The sequence below is a fragment of the uncultured Psychroserpens sp. genome, assembly GCF_947503375.1.
Classification (GTDB): domain Bacteria; phylum Bacteroidota; class Bacteroidia; order Flavobacteriales; family Flavobacteriaceae; genus Psychroserpens.
Map to the genome: position 1 here is coordinate 513,222 of NZ_CANNDQ010000001.1, position 19,208 is coordinate 532,429.

Here is a 19,208-nt window from a genome sequence, read left to right on the forward strand (position 1 = left end):
ATGAGAACATTAATATTCAAAACTTTAATTTTAACTCTGATTTCTTGTTTGATATTGGCTTATGTTTTAGACCCAGTATTTAGAGACTCTAATGCTAATAGTAAAACATTTAATGAGTTCTATAAATCTTCAAATGACTCTGACTCTCTAGATATAATTATTGTTGGGAGTTCTCATGCTAAGAACGCCTATTTCCCTAAAGTTATTGACAGTGTGTTTAATACAAAAACCTACAATTTAAGCACTGGAGGTCAAAATTACATAACAACTAATTTACTATTAGAGAATGCTATTAAAGAAGCCAAACCTAAGTTAGTTATTATAGATTTATTTCCCACTTTGATTAAGCTTCCTAAGCTAGCAAAATCAAAAGGTTCTCAGTTACGAGTCATTGATTATACTCCATTGAGTCAAAGAAGGGTGCAAACAATCAACAAGATCTACAGTTTTAGTGAACTACCGTCTGTATATAGTGAAACTATAAGAAATCACGATAAATGGTATAATAGAAACTGGAGCTTAAATGAATTTCCAGTAAATAATGAAAACGTAATCTTTTACAAAGGTTATTTTAATTTGAAAAAGAAGATTGGTAATCAAGAGAAAGAAAAATACAAAGATTTTATTGTAGAGTATGAAAATTATTTGAAAGTAATTCCCTCAAAAAAAGAGCTTGAAAACTTTGAGGTAAATTATTCTGATATTTTAGAAACCATCAAAATTTGTAAGAAAAACAATGTGAAAATGCTTTTTGTTTCCGCGCCTTATTTCGATGCTTTCTTCAGGGATGAGAATAATAAAAAACATTATTTATTGAATAGATATTTTAAAAACCAAAAGGAAATCAACTATATTGATTTCAATACTAAGTTCAATGAGCTTGGACTAACTTTTGAAGACTATTGGGATAAAGGACACCTGAATGTCAATGGCTCATACAAGACCTCTATTATGTTAGCTAAGAAAATTGCTGACTTTGGTTTTTTTGAAGTAAAAAACCCAGTATATTTTAAAAAAGAACTTGAAAAAGTAGTTCCAAGAAAAACAGAGAATATTAAAGAGAAAGTCACTCTGAGCATAACGAAACAAATAGAAAACACACTTAAAAAAGGTGTCAGTTACAAAACAAATCACAAATTAAATAAAGATATCTCTCTAAATGATGTAGTGTTTAATATAGATGAGAGTAATAGGTATATTGTGATTGAATACACTCAAACTATAAATGATTCAATTTTAGATGATTTCTATTTTCTAATCAGTAAAACGATTAACAAGGCAGATTTTGATAAACGGCCCAAATGGCAATTAGGAACTGAAAAAAATAAGCTACACTGGGAAGTTTATCCTAGACTTATTACAATAAACGATAAAAATTATATGTTATTGATGTTAGATAAGAAATGTCAAATAACCAATTTTGATAAAATTAGAATTGTTCTAAAAGACAAGAAAACAAAAAAAAGTGTATCTGGAGCCAAACCACTTACGCTTGAAAACGTAAGGATAATCAAATAAAAATCTCATGTCTAAAATAAAAGAGCTAACACTATTTTTTCTAGCATTATTAATTGTAAGCTGTCAAGAAGTTACTAGTAAAGATGAATCAACAGAACTAAAACAGGCAAAGGTAGAAATTGTCGAACCAAGTTTAAGAATCGAATTCAATTTTAAAACAAATAAGTCTGATGTTTTTAAGATCATCATGAAGAACATTGAAGTTGATGAATTACAAAAGAAAGATATTCATATCTTCGAAGAAATTACACCATCCTCTCATGATGACTCGATAGTTGCTGAGTTTGGATCTGGTAATATTTCTGAAAATATTTTGATAAGTTTAGGAGGACAACAGCCAAAGATTGTTGAAATAATAAATATTTCAGTTACTTATGGAGATAAGTATTATGACATCAATACTGCAGAGGATTTGAATAAGTATTTCATATTCAATAAATTTATCGAAAAAGGCTTAGAAGAAAAAACGTTTAGAACAAAAGTAGTAGACGGAGTATCAAACCCCTTAATTTTTTTTAAAAAAACCTTCATTAGTACACTTAAAAGAAAATGAGACTAACGTTCTGACAGGTATTTTTTATGAACCTCATCGAAAAACTTAAATACTATTTTAATAACAGTCTTGTAAATAAAAGTCTTAAAGTTCTTTTTTTAAGAATAATCGGTGTTGTTCTTTTTTTTTCATTAACCTTAATCCTTACTAATTATTTTGATCCAAATCTGGTTGGTCAATATGATTTTACGCGATCATTGCTAATCTTTTTAGGTGGTATCTGTGTTTTTGGAATGCATCAATCTGTCATATATTATTCAGGGCTTCTTACATCCCGTAATGCCTTAGACAGTCTAAAGAGTATTTATAAAAAAATGACAGTCATTGTCTTTTTTATTTCTGCTGTAGTATTTATTTTATTTTATTTTATAGATGACACCTACATTAATATCTTCTTTGAAAAAGAAGTCGCAAGTATAGTTGTAAAAACAGTTGCCACCCTGTTTTTTTACAGCATTACTATGCTTAATATTGATGTTTTTAGAGGAATAAATAAAATTTTTATTTCTGAGTTTTACAGAAATATATTTAGGTATTTGCCTTTCTTGATAGGTATAATTATTATTTATAACATTCAAGAACAAGGATTTCTAATAGATTTATTTTTACTGAATTTTTTGATCTTAAGTATAATTTCAACAGGTTATTTATTTGTTTATTTTTCTAACGGCAAAGGCAGTAGTTTAAAAATTGAGATCACATACAAAGACATTATTAAAAGATCTGGCCCAATGGCCATAAGTTCAATCGCTTATGTTTTAATGCAAAGCGTAGATATTATTTTGCTTAGTAAATTCACAAATTTTGAAAGTGTAGCATTTTATGCTGTTGCTATTAAATTAACAACAATGATCTCTCTTGTGTTGGCCTCAGTCAATACAGTTCAAGCACCAAAAATAGCAGAACTCTATAGTCTCAAAAATTTCAAAGAATTAAACAAGATAATTAAGAGCGCTACACGTTTAATTTTTTTATTAACATTTCCAATTATAATAGGTCTAGCTGTGCTTTCTAATGTTGTTTTAAAGTGGTATGGGGAAGCTTATTTGGTTGCTCAAACTGCGTTATTTATATTGCTTGCAGGACAGTCAATCAATGCATTATGTGGTTCAGTAGGTGTGTATATGAATATGACAGGAAAACAAAACGTTCTCCAAAAAATATTACTGTTCTCCTTTTTCTTGAATTTAATTCTTAATTGGTATTTAATTCCGCTTTATGGAATAAATGGTGCTGCTTTTTCTACATCTTTTAGCATGATATTTTGGAATATAACAACCGTAGTTTATATTTACAAAAAAGATAAAATAAAAACTTTTTTACACGCTAATGAATAATGCTAAGGTTGATTTTTTTGTAGTAGGAGCAGCACGATCAGGCACCACCTCAATATATAAATACCTTTCTATGCATCCAGGTGTTTTTGTGCCGAAAGTCAAAGAATGTAATTTTTTTTCCAATGTAGAATCTTTAGATCAAGAGGTATATGAAATTCCCAAACCAGGGAAGCAATATCATATGAAGATAATTAATTCAAATAGTGTTTATGAGTCTCTTTTTTCTGAAGCAGGAGATCTACTTAAAGGAGAGGTAAGCCCATCATATTTATGGGATAAAGACGCAGCAAAAAGAATTTATGACTACAATCCTGATGCTAAAATAATTATTTCGCTTCGTAATCCAATACATAGAGCATATAGTCATTACTTGATGCATTTGAGTACTGGTTATGAAAAAGAAACCACTTTTGAAGATGCCATTAAAGCAGATAAACTCAAAATTTGGGGCGGAGGCAATTTGTATTTAGAAATGGGGCTTTACCATGATCAAGTTAAACCCTACTATGACCTCTTCGATAAGGATAATATTAAGATTATTATTTATGAAGACTGGACTAAGAGTATTGAAAACACCATGAATGATTTGTATGATTTTTTAAGTATAGATTCTTTTAATGATTATGATCTGTCAGAAAAGCACAATGAAACAGTCCATTTAAAAAACAGTAGCGTTATTAATTTTTTAAGACAAAAAAAAATAAAAAGAACTTTAAACAAATTATTGTCTGATAGATTGAAAGACAAGTTGAAACGTAACTTTTTTAGTGAAAATTTTGAAAAACAAGAAATTAAGCCAGAGACCTATTTAAACTTGAAACACTACTATAAAGAAGATATATGTAACCTAGAAAGTATGATTCAAAAAGAATTACTTCAAAAATGGAGTTAAATAATGATTAGTAAAAAACACCAAACCATTTTTGTTCATATTCCTAAGGTTGCCGGGCAAAGTATTGAATCTATGTTTTTGAATGATTTAAACTTGAACTGGAAGCAAAGGGACGAATTATTGCTAAGAAAGAAAAGAATCAATGAGAAAGGCCCTCAAAGACTCGCACATCTAAAAGCATACGAATACTTAGATTTAAATTATATTGACAAGCAGAGTTTTGATTCATTTTTTAAGTTTTCATTTGTAAGAAACCCTTATTCAAGAGCCTATTCTTACTATAAGTACTTAGGTTATTCTAAAATCATCAGTTTCGATTACTTTCTTTCCGAAGTGCTGAAGAAAAAAGTAGAACAAGGTCATTTCTTCTTTATTCCGCAAACAGATTATTTATACTATAAAAACCAACTTTTAGTTGACTTTGTTGGAAAATTTGAAACCATCGAAGAAGATATAAAGGTAGTTGTTGAAAAAGCCAATTTAACTGAAAAAGTATTGCCTCATGTTAATAAGTCAAAAAATGAAACAAAACGAGGTGTCAACAAAGTTTTAAAAAACCCAGCTTTTTTGCTAAGATTAAAAACGAATAATCCTATATTTAAAGATTATAAAAAAGCTTATGACAAAGCTTCAATAGAACTTATAAAGCTAATATATAAAGAAGATATAGATAAATTTCAATATGAATTTGAGTAATAAGAAGCAGATTGTATTTATTAGTATATCTTCAGATTTATATGGGTCTTCTAAACTACTTCTTACACTAGTTCTTCAATTAAAAAAACTTTCAAAAGAGTTTCACCCGATCGTATGTTTACCTTATGAAGAAGGCTTGTTGAAAGACAGATTAATTAGAGAAAATATAGAAATAGTAGAAATGCCCGTTTTGAAATTGAAGCGTGAAATGCTGAAATCATTGAAATTTCAACAATTTTTCAAAGATTACAAGATGGCAAAGAAGATACTTCACGCGAAGTTGAATGGTAGAAAGATTCATTGTGTGCATTCAAACACTTTAGCTACACTGTTTGGATCTATTTATTGTTTCAGAAGAAATACAGTTCATCTTTTTCACATACATGAAATTATGGACACACCTTGGTATATAAAGTACTTTTTTTCTTTATTACAGTTAATTTTTGCAAATAAAATTGTCTATAACTCTAACGCTACTGAGAGATTCTATACCAATACCATAGGTCTTTTGAAAAAAAAGTCTACAATGATTTTCAATGGTGTTGAAAGACTTCGACCTTTTCTTAATAATGCTCAAGTGCTTCAATTAAAATCAGAGCTGTTTAAATCTAATGCTGATGATATTTTAATTGGTCTGATTGGAAGGTTCAATAGATTAAAAGGGCATAAACTACTTTTAGAAGCATTCAAAACCATACACTTAAATCATCCTAATGTAAAACTGTGTTTGGTAGGCTCTCCACCTGATGGGCAAGAGCATTTTTTACATGATATAAAAGATAAAATAGAAAAAGAAGGAATGACATCAAATGTTGTTATTTTACCCTTTCAAGAAGATATTTACAGTATTATTGATTCATTAGACATAATTGTCGTTCCATCTACCGAACCAGAATCTTTTGGAATTATTGCTGTTGAGGCGATGTTATCCAAAAGAATTGTTATAGCTTCAAATCTAGGAGGTTTAGCTGACGTCATTGATCATAATGTAACAGGTTTGCTTTTTGAACCTAACAATAAAGAAGAACTTACGAAAGCTATTTCTAAAGTCATAGAAGATGCTGACCTCAAAAAAGATTTAGAACGTAAAGCATACCTTAAAGCAAAAGAAAAATTTTCAAGTGAATCCATGACAAGAAAATTTATAAGTGTATATAATGCTATAGAACAATGAAAGTAAATATATATAAAATACTATTTATTGTACTTTTGCTAACGCTCATATCTACTAAAGTTGAGCTGTCATTTGCTTTTGCGATTGTATCACTTATTATTTCAGCAAAAGATAAAGTTATTAGACCTGTTGGAGTTGTTCTATTTTTATTTTTAATTATCTTCTCTATTGGTTTTTTTGGTTTTTTAAGATCTGATTATTCAGTTGGAGTTTATATAAAAGATTTAGTTTACTTTTCTAGACCTATACTTGTAATACTGGCATCCTATTTTCTTATCAAAAAAATAAGTGATAAAAGCTTTTTATTTACAGTAGTAATCTTACTTGGTTTTGCCTATTCGATAACACATATTTCAATGATCTTGATGAACCTGAATAAAATATCAAATGTTACTGAAGTAAGAACACAAGGAGGCAGGTATAATCATCTAGAGTTAATTGCGTATATTTTTATATTAACATCAAATACAGGGAAAGTTAAATTATATTTAACAAAGTTCACCTATAACGTTTTTGTAGTTCTATTGAGTATTTCATTTATACTTTATTTCTCAAGGGTAATGTTTGTTGTTTTGGTCTTATTTATTTTAGCTTACAAAGGATATTTTAGATTAACTAAAAAAGGGCTAAGACTTATTTTTTTCGGAACAATTTTGCTCACAAGCTTTATGATGATTGTAAATAAATTTGATGTTGACAGTAATTCTGATGGGATTGAGGGTTTCATATTCAAAATACAAAACACTTATAGTGAGATGTTCGAATCTTTAGATATAGAAAAGATAAAACGAGATAAAAGAGATCTATGGAAACACTGGAGAGGATATGAAGCACAGAGTGCTATTGAAACATTGAACGATAAAGGGTACTTTTCTTGGGCTTTTGGTAGAGGTTTTGGATCAACAGTCGATCTAGGAGTAGAAGTTCGATTAGCCAATGAAGACGTTAGGTATATTCCTATTTTGCATAATGGTTTTATTTATGTCTTATTTAAGACAGGTATTGTTGGACTTTTGGTATATATGATGTACATTATATATTTGTACTCGCTTTATAGACTTAATTCTAATTCAAGCATTGAATTTAATATCAACAGATTAATTGTGGGATGTGCATTTTATATTGCACTTTCAAGTTTGGTTGTCACGGGAGTTTTCAAACCCTATGATTTATCAGGAATTGTATTAGGAGCTTTATTTGCATTAAAAAATCATTATAATGAAAATCGGCATATTAGGAACGAGAGGAGTGCCTAACCATCATGGAGGTTTTGAGCAGTTTGCAGAATTCTTTTCGGAGTATCTCTATAAAAATGAACATGAAGTTTATGTTTATAACTCAAATAAACATCCTTATCAAAAAAAAACGTATAATGGTGTTAATATCATTCATTGCTATGACCCAGAAGACAAGATTGGAACTCCAGGGCAATTTATTTATGATTTAAACTGCATTATTGATTCTAGAAAAAGAGATTTTGATATTTTACTACAACTAGGCTACACTAGCAGTACAATTTGGCATAGGCTATTGCCCTCTAAAACCATATTAATAACAAATATGGATGGTCTTGAATGGAAACGTTCAAAGTATTCAAAACCAGTGCAAGGTTTTCTAAAATATGCAGAGAAACTAGCGGTTAAGTCAAGTGATTATCTAATCGCTGATTCAATTGGGATTCAGAGCTATCTTAGTAAAAGATATAATATTCATTCTAAATATATTGCTTACGGCGCAGAGCAATTCGATAATCCCGATATTAATGCGTTAACCGAATATAATGTAACTGCATACAACTACAATATGTTGATCGCACGGCTTGAACCAGAAAATAATATTGAAATAATTTTAGATGGAGTAGCGATGTCAAATGAAGATAGTACGTTTATAGTAGTTGGCAAACATGATGTGAATACATTTGGGATGTACTTAAAAAACAAATTTAAGAACTATGAAAACATCAGATTTGTCGGTGGGATATACAACTTAGAGAAACTAAATAACCTAAGGTACTATTCAAATCTTTATTTTCATGGTCACTCGGTTGGAGGAACTAACCCTTCACTCCTTGAAGCGATGTCATCTAGAGCTTTGATAGTTGCTAATGATAACGACTTTAACAAATCCATACTAGGAAGTCATGCGTTTTACTTCAATACATCTAAAGATGTAAAATTTCATATTGAGAAGACCTTAAAAATAAATGAATCTGATAAAGTTGAGAATTGCTTCAACCTAATAAATTTAAAATTCAGTTGGGATATTATTAATAAAAAGTATTTAGATTTTTTCTATGAATGTAAAGAAAAAGATAGTATCAGTAATTAAGCATGAAGACATTTTATCGTATTCAATTTCATCGATACTTTCAACGTTGCTTGTTAGTTATGCAGCGAGTAGTATTGCGCTTGGAATATTCACATTCTTAGTGATAAACCACATACGAACTAGTAAGATCAAATTAAGCCTCGATATTGCTCTTATATTACCTATTATACTTTACCTATTTTGTTGTGCTTCATATTTTTGGTCTGTAAACCAGCAACTGTCAATAAAAGGCATTGGTAGACTAGTTCCACTAATGATTATACCATTTGCTTTTTCTTTAATTCCAAAATTTACAATTAAGTCTTTTAAGTTAATTTTAAACGGGTTTACAATATCCAATATTTTGTTAGGGTTATTTTTTTTAATTGCTGCTATAATCAATTACTTGAAAACAGGAGATTTGATGGTATTTGTTTATCACCAATTAGTTGACGTCTTAGATTTAAATGCGATTTATGTTTCTGTATTTTACAGTATTAGTTTTTTCTTTCTTTTATTTAAGAAACAGAAGAGGAATATAGAGATTTTCGGGTTGGGCTTTCTTGGGGCTATGATTCTAATGTTATCATCAAAAATGATTATTGCGTCTTTTGTTTTAGGCAACATAATCTATTTGATATTTTATAAAGGAATATCATCTATAAAAAGCCCTAAAGTATTACTCGTTCTATTGATTAGCACTATTGTTTTTGCAACTACCTCGGGTCGAGTTGTAGAGCGATTTTTAATCGAAAAGACAACCAATTTTGAAGAGGTGTTGCATAGAGAAAAATTTAATCGAGTATACCCTTGGACAGGCTCTTCAATTAGAATATTACAATTAAGAAACTTGAAAGATCAAATAGAAGAAAATCATATTTTTTGGAAAGGGTTTGGCCTATTCGCTTCTAGAGAGAATTTAAGAGAAAGACATATAGCCTTTAATACATACTATGGCTATCATGGTTATAATTATCATAATATGTATGCTCAAATTTTAGCTGAAGTAGGAATATTTGGTTTAATTACTCTAGTGTTAATTTCGGTTATTGGTATTATCAGGGCAATAAAAAGCAAGAATTTTTTATTTTTTATTTTTTATTTTTTAATGATGTTGGCCTTTATTACAGAATCATTCTTATGGGTTCATAGAGGGATATTTTTATTCACGATTTTGCATTGTCTGTTTAATAGAACAGATTTTCCTATTTTAAATAATTCAAATAAATTAAACTAGAATTATTTCATACTTTTGGCAAATAATTTAATAAAAGATGAAAATATCAGTAATAGGAACAGGGTATGTTGGCTTAGTAACAGGAACTTGTTTAGCAGAAACAGGTAATGAGGTTCTTTGTATAGATATTGATGAAAGTAAAGTCAAGAAAATGCAAGAAGGAGAAGTCCCTATCTATGAACCACATTTAGACGTTCTTTTTGAAAGAAATATCAAAGCAAATAGATTGAAATTTTCTACCTCATTAACTCAAGGTCTAGAGTTTGGAGACATTATCTTTTTAGCCTTACCAACACCAGAAGATGAGGACGGTTCAGCTGATCTTTCTTATGTTTTGGGAGTGGCTAAAAGTATTGGAAAGCAAATAAAAGATTACAAAGTTATTGTTGATAAAAGTACCGTTCCAGTAGGTACTTCAGATAAAGTAAAAGAAGCCATTCAAAATGAAACTGATGTCGAATTTGACGTAGTGTCTAATCCTGAGTTTCTTCGCGAAGGCTTTGCTGTTGACGACTTCTTAAAACCAGAACGAATTGTCATTGGATCGAGTTCAGAAAGAGCAACCAAGCTTATGAAAAAGCTCTACAAACCTTTTGTGCGTTCTGGAAATCCAATTTTAACTATGGATGAACGCTCAGCCGAACTCACTAAATATGCTGCGAACTCTTTTTTGGCAACCAAAATCACATTTATGAATGAGATTGCTAATTTTTGTGAAAAAGTTGGTGCAGATGTAGATATGGTTAGAGTAGGTATGGGAACAGATTCTAGAATCGGAAAACGCTTTTTATTTCCTGGAATTGGTTACGGTGGATCATGTTTCCCTAAAGACGTAAAGGCTCTACACAAGTCTGGAATGGATCACGGTCATGAGTTTCAAATACTAAACTCAGTAATTAATGTCAACAGTACACAAAAAACAATTCTTATTCCTAAAGTACTTTCATTTTTTGACAATAATATAGAGAACAAAACTTTTGCAATTTGGGGACTTGCGTTTAAACCTGAAACAGACGACATTAGAGAGGCTCCTGCCTTGTATATCATCGATGAACTTTTAAAACAAGGAGCTAAAGTAAAGGTTTTTGATCCTGAAGCCATGCCAAATGTTAGAAAAAAATATGGTAATAAGATTAAATATGCCTCCAATATGTATGAGACAACAAACGATGTTGACGCATTGATTATTTGTACAGAATGGAGTATCTTTAGAACACCAAGTTTTGACAAATTAAAAGAAAAGATGGACGCGCCAGTTATTTTTGATGGGCGAAATCTTTACGATCTTAATGAAATTGAAAATGAAGGATTCTATTATGCTTCTATAGGCAGAAAAACAGCTACAATATGAAAAAAGTACTTATTACAGGTGCGGCTGGATTTTTAGGGTCACATTTATGTGACAGATTTTTAGCAGAGGGATTCCACGTGGTTGGAATGGATAATTTCATAACTGGAGATTTAAAAAATATTACTCACTTAAAAGAGAATCCTAACTTTGAATTTATAGAGCATGATGTTACTAAATATATTACCATTACAGGAACATTAGATTACATTCTTCATTTTGCATCTCCAGCAAGTCCTATAGACTATTTAAAAATACCAATACAAACATTAAAGGTAGGGTCTTTAGGAACTCACAATTTATTAGGATTAGCTAAAGCTAAAAAGGCAAGGCTACTTATCGCTTCTACATCAGAAGTTTATGGAGACCCTCTTGTACACCCTCAAACAGAAGATTATTATGGTAATGTCAATAGTATTGGCCCTAGAGGTGTTTATGATGAGGCAAAACGTTTTCAAGAATCAATTACAATGGCGTATCATAGATTTCATGGTATAGAAACAAGAATTGTACGTATATTCAACACTTATGGTCCTAGGATGCGACTCAATGATGGAAGGGTAATTCCTGCATTTATGGGACAGGCTTTAAGAGGAGAAGATCTTACTGTCTTTGGAGACGGTTCTCAAACAAGATCATTTTGTTATATTGATGATCAAGTAGAGGGGATTTTTAAGTTACTTTTCAGCGATTATGTTTACCCCGTAAATATTGGAAACCCAAATGAAATTTCTATCAAAGATTTTGCCGAGGAGATTATTAAACTAACCAATACCGACCAAAAGATAATATATAAAGACCTTCCTGTTAATGATCCAATGCAGAGAAAGCCAGATATCTCTTTAGCAAAGAAATTATTGCAATGGGAACCTAAAGTCCAAAGAACTGAAGGCATGGAGAAAACATTTAGTTATTTTAAAGGATTATCTCAAGATGAACTATATAAAAGTGAGCATAGAGATTTTTCTAAACATATAAAAATATAGTTTGAGCTTATTTAAACAAGGAAGATATTCGGGATATTTAAGACCAATTTCATACTTAATCGATTTAAGTATCATAAACGGCCTAGCTATTCTTTATTTTTTTAAAGATATAAATCCTCAAATGTTTATTTTATTTGCTTCTATTTCTTGGATAATACTTTCTATTTATTCAAGCTTTTATGAAGTTTATAGATATACAAGAGAGGTTACCATTTTTTCTCTTGCATTAAGGCAAATGGTACTTTACACGTTGATTATTTTTGCTTTTTCGGGTTTTTATCACGACTTAGATATATATCCAGTTACTATTTTTAAATACATTTTAATTGCCTTTTTGGGTATTATTTCTTTTAAATTTGCGCTCTATTATTTACTACAGAAGTATAGAGTGTCATTTGGCGGTAACTACCGAAGAACAGTAATTTTTGGAGCTAATAAAAAAACCCTAGCTCTAGAAAATTTTTTTAACAAGAACCCTGAATACGGGTATGTTCATAAAAAGACGTTTAACTTCAAGGACAAATCGTTAGACCTTCACACATGTTTTCAATACATAACAGAAGAGTCTATTGATGAAATTTACTGTTCTATATCTGAACTTACAAATAACCAAATCAGTACAATTGCAGACTTTGCAGATAACAATCTTAAGATATTAAAATTTCTACCTGATAACAAAGAAATATACTCAAAGAAACTTAGGTATGAGTACTATGATTATATCCCAATTTTATCATTAAGGGATATTCCGCTTGAAGAGTCATACAATATGCTTGTAAAAAGAACTTTTGATATAATTTTCTCTAGTTTGGTGATCATATTTCTTCTATCCTGGTTAACCCCTTTAATAGCTATTTTGATTAAAATAGAATCAAAAGGGCCAGTATTTTTCAAGCAATCTAGAAACGGTTTTAATTACAAGGAATTTGACTGTTATAAGTTTAGATCTATGACGCCTAACAAAGACGCACACCTTTATCAAGCTACTAGAGGAGACCAAAGAATTACCAAGATTGGAAAGTTTATAAGGAAAACAAGTATTGATGAACTACCACAATTTTTTAATGTCCTTTTTGGAGACATGTCTGTAGTTGGGCCAAGACCTCACATGGTTAGTCATACTAATATGTATGCAAAAAAGATAGACAAGTTCATGGTGCGGCATTTTGTGAAGCCTGGCATTACAGGCTTAGCTCAAATAAGTGGTTTTAGAGGGCAAGTAGAGTCTGATAAAGATATTATTGGTCGCGTTAAATATGATATTTTCTATATTGAAAACTGGTCTTTATTATTAGATCTTAAAATAATTACAAAAACCTTTATAAATGCTATCAGGGGAGAAGATAAGGCATATTAAAGTCGTTTTTTAAGCTGCAATAATTGTGAGTTAAAATCAAATACGTTAGCACTTGTCTCTCTAATTTTATCACGCATGGTGTCGCTAAGCATGCTTTTATCTATTTTAGATATCACCTCATTCAAGTGGCTATAATTTCCAGCTTCTGCAACCCAACCTAAGCCGTAAGATGTAATAATAGTTTCTCCTTCACCTCCACCAAAGTAGAGCATTGGCAACCCTAATTTACCATACTCAAAGATTTTCGAAGGCACAGAGCCGTAAATCCTATTAAGCAAAGGAATAATAACTAAATCATACTGTAAAAGCGATTGGTGCAACTCTTCCCTAGAAACATGCCCATGGTAAGTAATAGATAACTCTGGTGAATCACTAATAAGAGCTTCAATTTTTGATTGTTCAACTCCAGAACCATAAATATGAAAATCTAAAAGCTCATAGTTTAACTCTTGACTCAATTTAAAAATACCTTGTGCTACGCCAAGAAGTCCAGCATAGACAATATTTAGTTTCTTGTTTTCAAATGTATCATGCTCAATATTAATAGGTTTTATGTCTGGGAAATTACGATATAAAAAAGTATTCTTATAAGGAAATAATGATAAAATATGTGTTAAGATCTCTTCACTTTGACCTAAGATTAGATCTGCTTTGTTGTAATTATAGCGTTCTATCTTTTCAAGCACTTTGTAACTAAAATTCTTTTTGAAAGCACCTAGTTCTAAACCAGCTATAGGCCATAAATCGCTTACATTCAATATGAGTTTTCTTTTGCTTGATTTTAAAAAAAGTGTACATGTAAAAGCCACTAATAATGGAGGAGATTGTATGATTACCGTTTTAGGGATAGTATTCCAAAAGAAAAACCAAATTAAACTAAAACTATAGGATAACATGGCTAATAAGCGAAGTATTTTATTTTTTGAATTGCTCGCATAAACCCATAATCGGTTTACAAGAATTCCATTTTCTGTTGAGGTGTGCTTGAATTTCCCTTTATAACCTTTGAAGATTTTACCTGTAGGGTAATTAGGTAATGGCGTAATGACCGAAATTTTATAATCATGGTTATGTAAACCTTCAGCTAAATGAAAAATTCTATTTGAAGCAGCACCAGTTTCTGGTGGATAATAACTCGTTATGACAAGAATCTCTTTCATTTATTTTAGATTAGACTCTATAATTTGGGGTTTGCCAGATGGAGTAGGTTTGATGGCTGTAACTTGCTTAAATGCAATTTCTAGACAGTCGTGTGTAAGTTTATTTAATTTGGTTTTAATATCGTTTAAGATTGAGGTCTTCAATTCAGAATGATGGTCAACAATATACTCTATAATAATTGCGTCTAGATTATTCTGAATAATTTTATATTGCTTTATGTCTTGATAATATTCTAACACTCCAGTAAAGCTATGTACGTTTAGTGTAACTCCTTTAGTAGTTTTTACAATATCGGTTTCTCTACCTATAACTTTTTGAAGTAAAGGATAATTTTTTAAACGCTTATCAGGATAATCTTTTAGAGGCAACTTAATAGCTAAGTCACCTAATTTATACCTAATTAACGGCATCGCTTTATTGGTTAGGCTAGTCACTAATACATGTCCCATTTTTCCATCTTCAACAGGAGACCCTTCATCATCAACAATTTCGATAAAGACATGTGGCGACATTACATAATAGTAATCTAAATCTTGTTTACAAGCTATCAAAAGCCCTTCAGCACAACCATAAGTATCTACGATTTGAATATCATTTCCAAACGCAGTTTTAATGGCTTTTAAATAATGATCAAACAATTTATCACCAAAACAAATAACACTTTTTATTTGAGGCTTGATATTGGTTTTAATACTAGCTAATGCTAACTGATTAATTACAGAAGGGTAACCAGCAACAACTAATTCTTTTTTTCGAGTAACCTTAATTAACACTTGTTTTAGTTCATCTTCAGAAAGCCCAAATGCTTTAACATAGGTGCATCTGTAGAACAAATCTTTTAAGCGCTTAACAAAATTGCGTTGTTGCGAAATTCCAAATTGAAGTAAAGGATCACCAATTTGATAACCACTCCAAGTCCACCAATGAGTTTGCATAGCCCTTAAGAAAAACTTGTGGTCTTGAGTCATATAGGTAAACGACTGTATCCCAGAGCTACCACTGCTATGATGCTTATCTAATTTAGAGATGTTAAACTGTGTTGAAACAAGATCTGAAGTGTTTGCTCTTAGAGTGGTTTTTGTTAGTATTGGAAAAGCATCGATTTTTGGTGATGATACTGATTTATAAAACGGAATATTTTCAATTGCATAATTTAAAGTGTCTTGAAGTCTTTTGTTTTGAATAGCTTGCAATTCAGTTTCAGACTTTTTGTCAAAATCCTCCCATTGATTAATATATTTTAAATAATTACCATTGAAAATAACATCACCAATAGGTAATATTAAACGATTCAAAAGCCAATTATAAAATGTCATCTTGTCTTTTTCCAAAACTAATTATTTTTTAAGCGGAAAAGCAATTATTTTTGTGTAAACAAATGAAATACATGAAAATTTTAATTCTTGGTTCTGGAGGAAGAGAACATACATTCGCTTGGAAGATTGCTAAAAGCCCATTATGCAAATCGCTCTTTGTAGCTCCAGGCAATTCAGGAACTCATACAATCGCTCACAATATTGATGTTAAGGTCACAGATTTTGAAGCAATTAAAAATGTAGTTATTACTCATGCCATAGATATGGTTATAGTAGGCCCTGAAGATCCGCTTGTACAAGGTATTCATGATTTCTTTTTAAGTGATGCAGATCTAGTAAATGTTATTGTTATCGGGCCTCAAAAGGCTGCAGCTGAACTTGAAGGGAGTAAAGAGTTTGCTAAAGAGTTTATGTATAGGCATAATATACCAACGGCTGCATACAAAAGTTTTGACGTTTCAAATATAGAAGAGGGCTATAAATTTTTAGAAACACTAAAACCACCATATGTGTTAAAGGCAGATGGGCTTGCTGCTGGTAAAGGTGTTTTGATACTTAAAGACTTAAATGAGGCTAAGACCGAATTAAAGCACATGCTTTTAGAGGCTAAATTTGGAAAAGCAAGTACAAAAGTAGTTGTTGAAGAGTTTTTGGATGGCATTGAGCTAAGTTGCTTTGTATTAACTGATGGAAAACACTATAAAATATTACCAACCGCTAAAGATTATAAACGTATAGGAGAAGGTGATACAGGTCTAAATACTGGTGGAATGGGAGCGGTATCTCCTGTACCATTTGCCACTGAAGACTTTCTTAATAAAATTGAAACGCAAATAGTAAAACCAACAATCTTAGGTCTGCAAAAAGATAATTTACCTTACAAAGGATTTGTATTTATAGGATTGATAAAAGTAGGTGATGACCCAAAAGTTATTGAATATAATGTAAGAATGGGCGATCCAGAAACTGAAGTTGTTTTGCCAAGATTAAAAACAGATCTAGTTGAGATCTTTAAAGCAATCTCTGAAGAGCGTCTCGATAAAATTAATATTGAAATAGACGAACGTGCTGCAACTACAGTGATGTTAGTTTCAGGAGGATATCCTGGAACTTATGAAAAAGGAAAAGAGATAACAGGTTTAGTAAATGTAAAAGATTCAATAGTGTTTCATGCAGGTGCTATACAAAAAGAAGGAAAAACAATTACTTCTGGAGGTCGAGTTATGGCAGTAACGTCCTATGGGAAAACTTATAAAGAAGCCATAAAAAAATCTTATCAGAATATAGCGCATCTACATTTTGATAAGATGTATTATCGAAAAGATATCGGTTTTGATTTATAAGTACGAATGAGATGTAATGCTTTTATCTTCTTCACCATTGGCATTGAATTTTTTAAGCTCAAGCATCCAGTAGGTAAATGCAACCAAACCTATCACTATAAAAAGCCATGACACAAAATTAGCAGACCACCAGTCTTCTAGTTCTAAAGCACGTAGCGCATCAAACGGTGCAAATAAAACGTTAACAAATAAATCTTCTATAGCGTAAAAAAAGTCTTTCATTAGTTTAAAATTAAATACTGTTGAAGTATAAATTATATCTTTACAATGCAAAATTACGTTTTTTCATTTTAAAATAGAAGAAAACACTTAACAAGATTATACAGCATTCATATTTTTTAGTAGATGATATCTAATTTTTTTGGTCAGTCAAAACCTATAAACTTTGTAGTTGTTAGCTTATTGTTGCTAGTAATATTCTCAATCACAAAATATGTGATGCTAGATGCTAAATGGGATGTTTTTTTAGTTGTTAAGCAGGTCGTTTTATTTGGGGTTTGCTTGCTTTCAGTTTTTGTTTTTGATTTTTTGGTAAGCAAAAATAGCCTTACCAAAAAGAACAGCTATAAAGTTATACTTTTTGTTTTATTTATTGCTGTATTACCTGAGGCTATATTAAACTCTAAAATTCTTTTATCTAACCTTTTTATACTGTTTGCTTTACGTCGAATAATTAGTTTAAGGACAAAAAAAGACGTTAAGAAAAAACTTTTTGACGCTGCCTTTTGGATTACTATTGCATCACTTTTATATTTTTGGTCAGTTCTCTTCTTTGCGTTGATTATTGCTGCGTTGATTTTGTATATAATAACAGACGTAAAGAACTGGATCATTCCATTAATTGGAGTCGCAACTGTTACTATTATAGTAGCGTCTTATATGATTATCGCAGGAATAGATATTCTTTATTTTTTCAATAATTTGATTGAAATTAGTTTTGACTTCACAACATTAAATATAAAGCGTATCATTATTGGAGCTACAATTTTATTGTCTTTTGGGATTTGGTCTCTTTTTTATTACGTCAAAAACATTAAATCTAAAACTAAAAGTTTAAGACCTTCTTTTTCATTGATCGTCATATCAGCGATTATTGGTATTGTGATAGTAATTATTGCTCCAACTAAAAACGGAAGTGAATTTCTTTTCCTCTTTGCGCCATTGGCTATTATAATGACCAACTATCTAGAGGTAATTTCAGAAAAATGGTTTAAAGAAGCATTACTATGGGTTTTATTATTAACTCCTGTAGTAACATTATTGTTGTAGCTTTTTACCAAAAGCTAAGTCGCCTGCATCACCAAGACCAGGAATAATATAACCTTTATTATTAAGCTTATCGTCTATGGTTGCAATCCATAAATGTGAATTTTCTGTAAAATGATGGTTGACATAATCAACTCCAACACTAGCACCAATAACACTTACCAAATGAATCTCTTTTGGAGTGCCAAACGGTTTTAAGGCTTCAAATGTAGCTACCATAGATTGGCCTGTAGCCAACATTGGATCTGCTAATATAAGTGTTTTGCCTTCTAAGTCTGGGCAAGCGAGGTATTCAACTATAATTTCAAAAGACTCAGGATGGTGCTTGTGATGCCTATAAGCGGAAATGAATGCGTTCTCTGCGTCGTCAAAATAATTGAGTAAGCCATTGTGTAAAGGCACACCAGCTCTTAAAATTGAACACAAAACAATATCATTTTGATAAACATACATTTGTTTAGTTCCTAATGGTGTTTTAACATTTGTTATCTTGTAGTCTAGTTTCTTACTCATCTCAAAACCTAAAACTTCACCAATACGTTCAATATTTCGCCTAAAACGCATGCGATCTTGCTGAATAGATGCATCTCTAATTTCAGCAATAAAGGAATTTAAAATTGAATTTTCTTCAGATAAATTATGAATATGCATGGTGTTCAATCTCTTTTTTGAATCGTAAAGTTAATTATTTAGACCTATATTTGCACTCTAAAAATC

18 protein-coding genes are annotated in these 19,208 nt (G+C 30.7%); 14 read left to right on the top strand and 4 right to left on the bottom strand.

The features are described from left to right. Genes Q0876_RS02265 through Q0876_RS02320 form a run of 12 tightly spaced genes read left to right on the top strand, consistent with a single transcriptional unit; the run spans position 1 to position 13,405 of the window. Complete coding sequence (locus Q0876_RS02265) at positions 1-1,518, top strand: hypothetical protein (RefSeq protein WP_299223591.1); 1,518 nt, start codon at positions 1-3, stop codon at positions 1,516-1,518. A gap of 7 nt (positions 1,519-1,525) precedes the next feature. Then, positions 1,526-2,071, top strand: coding sequence for a hypothetical protein (locus tag Q0876_RS02270; RefSeq protein ID WP_299223593.1), 546 nt, complete (start codon positions 1,526-1,528; stop codon positions 2,069-2,071). Positions 2,072-2,097: 26 nt separating this feature from the next. Continuing rightward, on the top strand, positions 2,098-3,408 hold the full coding sequence (locus tag Q0876_RS02275) for a flippase (protein WP_299223595.1): 1,311 nt from the start codon (positions 2,098-2,100) through the stop codon (positions 3,406-3,408). Further along, complete coding sequence (locus Q0876_RS02280; protein WP_299223597.1) at positions 3,401-4,300, top strand: sulfotransferase; 900 nt, start codon at positions 3,401-3,403, stop codon at positions 4,298-4,300. Before Q0876_RS02275 ends, Q0876_RS02280 begins: the two co-directional genes overlap by 8 nt. A 3-nt stretch (positions 4,301-4,303) precedes the next feature. Further along, entirely contained in the window at positions 4,304-4,996 is a 693-nt protein-coding gene (locus tag Q0876_RS02285; protein WP_299223599.1) for a sulfotransferase family 2 domain-containing protein, read from the top strand. After that, a complete protein-coding gene (locus Q0876_RS02290) occupies positions 4,989-6,170 on the top strand; it encodes a glycosyltransferase family 4 protein (protein ID WP_299223601.1) in 1,182 nt (393 codons plus the stop codon). The genes Q0876_RS02285 and Q0876_RS02290 overlap by 8 nt, the downstream gene beginning before the upstream one ends. Further along, positions 6,167-7,426: an O-antigen ligase family protein gene (locus tag Q0876_RS02295; protein ID WP_299223603.1), complete on the top strand. Its 1,260-nt coding sequence runs from the start codon at positions 6,167-6,169 to the stop codon at positions 7,424-7,426. Before Q0876_RS02290 ends, Q0876_RS02295 begins: the two co-directional genes overlap by 4 nt. Continuing rightward, a complete protein-coding gene (locus Q0876_RS02300) occupies positions 7,389-8,498 on the top strand; it encodes a DUF1972 domain-containing protein (RefSeq protein WP_299223605.1) in 1,110 nt (369 codons plus the stop codon). The genes Q0876_RS02295 and Q0876_RS02300 overlap by 38 nt, the downstream gene beginning before the upstream one ends. Continuing rightward, positions 8,464-9,714 carry an O-antigen ligase family protein gene (locus Q0876_RS02305; RefSeq protein WP_299223607.1) on the top strand — a complete coding sequence of 417 codons (1,251 nt, stop codon included), beginning with the start codon at positions 8,464-8,466 and terminating at the stop codon, positions 9,712-9,714. Before Q0876_RS02300 ends, Q0876_RS02305 begins: the two co-directional genes overlap by 35 nt. 37 nt (positions 9,715-9,751) lie before the next feature. After that, positions 9,752-11,065, top strand: a complete 1,314-nt coding sequence (locus Q0876_RS02310; protein ID WP_299223609.1) for a UDP-glucose/GDP-mannose dehydrogenase family protein — start codon at positions 9,752-9,754, stop codon at positions 11,063-11,065. Then, the gene (locus Q0876_RS02315) at positions 11,062-12,048 is read left to right on the top strand and encodes a UDP-glucuronic acid decarboxylase family protein (RefSeq protein ID WP_299223611.1); all 987 of its coding nucleotides are present in this window, start codon (positions 11,062-11,064) and stop codon (positions 12,046-12,048) included. The genes Q0876_RS02310 and Q0876_RS02315 overlap by 4 nt, the downstream gene beginning before the upstream one ends. A 1-nt stretch (position 12,049) precedes the next feature. Continuing rightward, the gene (locus tag Q0876_RS02320; protein WP_299223613.1) at positions 12,050-13,405 is read left to right on the top strand and encodes an exopolysaccharide biosynthesis polyprenyl glycosylphosphotransferase; all 1,356 of its coding nucleotides are present in this window, start codon (positions 12,050-12,052) and stop codon (positions 13,403-13,405) included. On the opposite strand, the gene Q0876_RS02325 is transcribed toward Q0876_RS02320, so the two are convergent. Both Q0876_RS02325 and Q0876_RS02330 read right to left on the bottom strand, forming a co-directional pair. Continuing rightward, positions 13,402-14,565 carry a glycosyltransferase family 4 protein gene (locus Q0876_RS02325; RefSeq protein ID WP_299223615.1) on the bottom strand — a complete coding sequence of 388 codons (1,164 nt, stop codon included), beginning with the start codon at positions 14,563-14,565 and terminating at the stop codon, positions 13,402-13,404. The two genes, Q0876_RS02320 and Q0876_RS02325, sit on opposite strands and share 4 nt — an antisense overlap. Next, positions 14,566-15,897, bottom strand: coding sequence for an AMP-binding protein (locus Q0876_RS02330; RefSeq protein WP_299223617.1), 1,332 nt, complete (start codon positions 15,895-15,897; stop codon positions 14,566-14,568). A 56-nt stretch (positions 15,898-15,953) separates the two neighbouring features. Here Q0876_RS02330 and purD point away from each other — a divergent pair, with 56 nt between their 5' ends. Continuing rightward, on the top strand, positions 15,954-17,225 hold the full coding sequence (gene purD / locus Q0876_RS02335) for a phosphoribosylamine--glycine ligase (RefSeq protein WP_299223619.1): 1,272 nt from the start codon (positions 15,954-15,956) through the stop codon (positions 17,223-17,225). Here the strand turns inward: purD and Q0876_RS02340 are convergent. Then, positions 17,220-17,447, bottom strand: coding sequence for a uracil phosphoribosyltransferase (locus Q0876_RS02340; protein WP_299223621.1), 228 nt, complete (start codon positions 17,445-17,447; stop codon positions 17,220-17,222). The genes purD and Q0876_RS02340 overlap by 6 nt on opposite strands. A gap of 123 nt (positions 17,448-17,570) precedes the next feature. On the opposite strand from Q0876_RS02340, the gene Q0876_RS02345 reads away from it, so the two are divergent. Further along, entirely contained in the window at positions 17,571-18,494 is a 924-nt protein-coding gene (locus Q0876_RS02345) for a DUF6427 family protein (protein ID WP_299223623.1), read from the top strand. On the opposite strand, the gene upp is transcribed toward Q0876_RS02345, so the two are convergent. Then, complete coding sequence (upp, locus tag Q0876_RS02350) at positions 18,483-19,142, bottom strand: uracil phosphoribosyltransferase (RefSeq protein WP_299223625.1); 660 nt, start codon at positions 19,140-19,142, stop codon at positions 18,483-18,485. The two genes, Q0876_RS02345 and upp, sit on opposite strands and share 12 nt — an antisense overlap. Positions 19,143-19,208: the final 66 nt, after the last annotated feature.

Bases quoted from the DNA above. Each gene is read 5' to 3' on its own strand.
- Q0876_RS02265 (WP_299223591.1), top strand. From the start codon at position 1: ATGAGAACATTAATATTCAAAACTTTAATTTTAACTCTGATTTCTTGT.
- Q0876_RS02315 (WP_299223611.1), top strand. From the start codon at position 11,062: ATGAAAAAAGTACTTATTACAGGTGCGGCTGGATTTTTAGGGTCACAT.
- Q0876_RS02325 (WP_299223615.1), bottom strand. From the start codon at position 14,565: ATGAAAGAGATTCTTGTCATAACGAGTTATTATCCACCAGAAACTGGT.
- purD (WP_299223619.1), top strand. From the start codon at position 15,954: ATGAAAATTTTAATTCTTGGTTCTGGAGGAAGAGAACATACATTCGCT.
- Q0876_RS02310 (WP_299223609.1), top strand. From the start codon at position 9,752: ATGAAAATATCAGTAATAGGAACAGGGTATGTTGGCTTAGTAACAGGA.
- Q0876_RS02285 (WP_299223599.1), top strand. From the start codon at position 4,304: ATGATTAGTAAAAAACACCAAACCATTTTTGTTCATATTCCTAAGGTT.
- Q0876_RS02340 (WP_299223621.1), bottom strand. From the start codon at position 17,447: ATGAAAGACTTTTTTTACGCTATAGAAGATTTATTTGTTAACGTTTTA.
- Q0876_RS02295 (WP_299223603.1), top strand. From the start codon at position 6,167: ATGAAAGTAAATATATATAAAATACTATTTATTGTACTTTTGCTAACG.
- Q0876_RS02275 (WP_299223595.1), top strand. From the start codon at position 2,098: ATGAACCTCATCGAAAAACTTAAATACTATTTTAATAACAGTCTTGTA.
- Q0876_RS02300 (WP_299223605.1), top strand. From the start codon at position 7,389: ATGAAAATCGGCATATTAGGAACGAGAGGAGTGCCTAACCATCATGGA.
- Q0876_RS02345 (WP_299223623.1), top strand. From the start codon at position 17,571: ATGATATCTAATTTTTTTGGTCAGTCAAAACCTATAAACTTTGTAGTT.
- upp (WP_299223625.1), bottom strand. From the start codon at position 19,142: ATGCATATTCATAATTTATCTGAAGAAAATTCAATTTTAAATTCCTTT.
- Q0876_RS02305 (WP_299223607.1), top strand. From the start codon at position 8,464: ATGAATGTAAAGAAAAAGATAGTATCAGTAATTAAGCATGAAGACATT.
- Q0876_RS02270 (WP_299223593.1), top strand. From the start codon at position 1,526: ATGTCTAAAATAAAAGAGCTAACACTATTTTTTCTAGCATTATTAATT.
- Q0876_RS02280 (WP_299223597.1), top strand. From the start codon at position 3,401: ATGAATAATGCTAAGGTTGATTTTTTTGTAGTAGGAGCAGCACGATCA.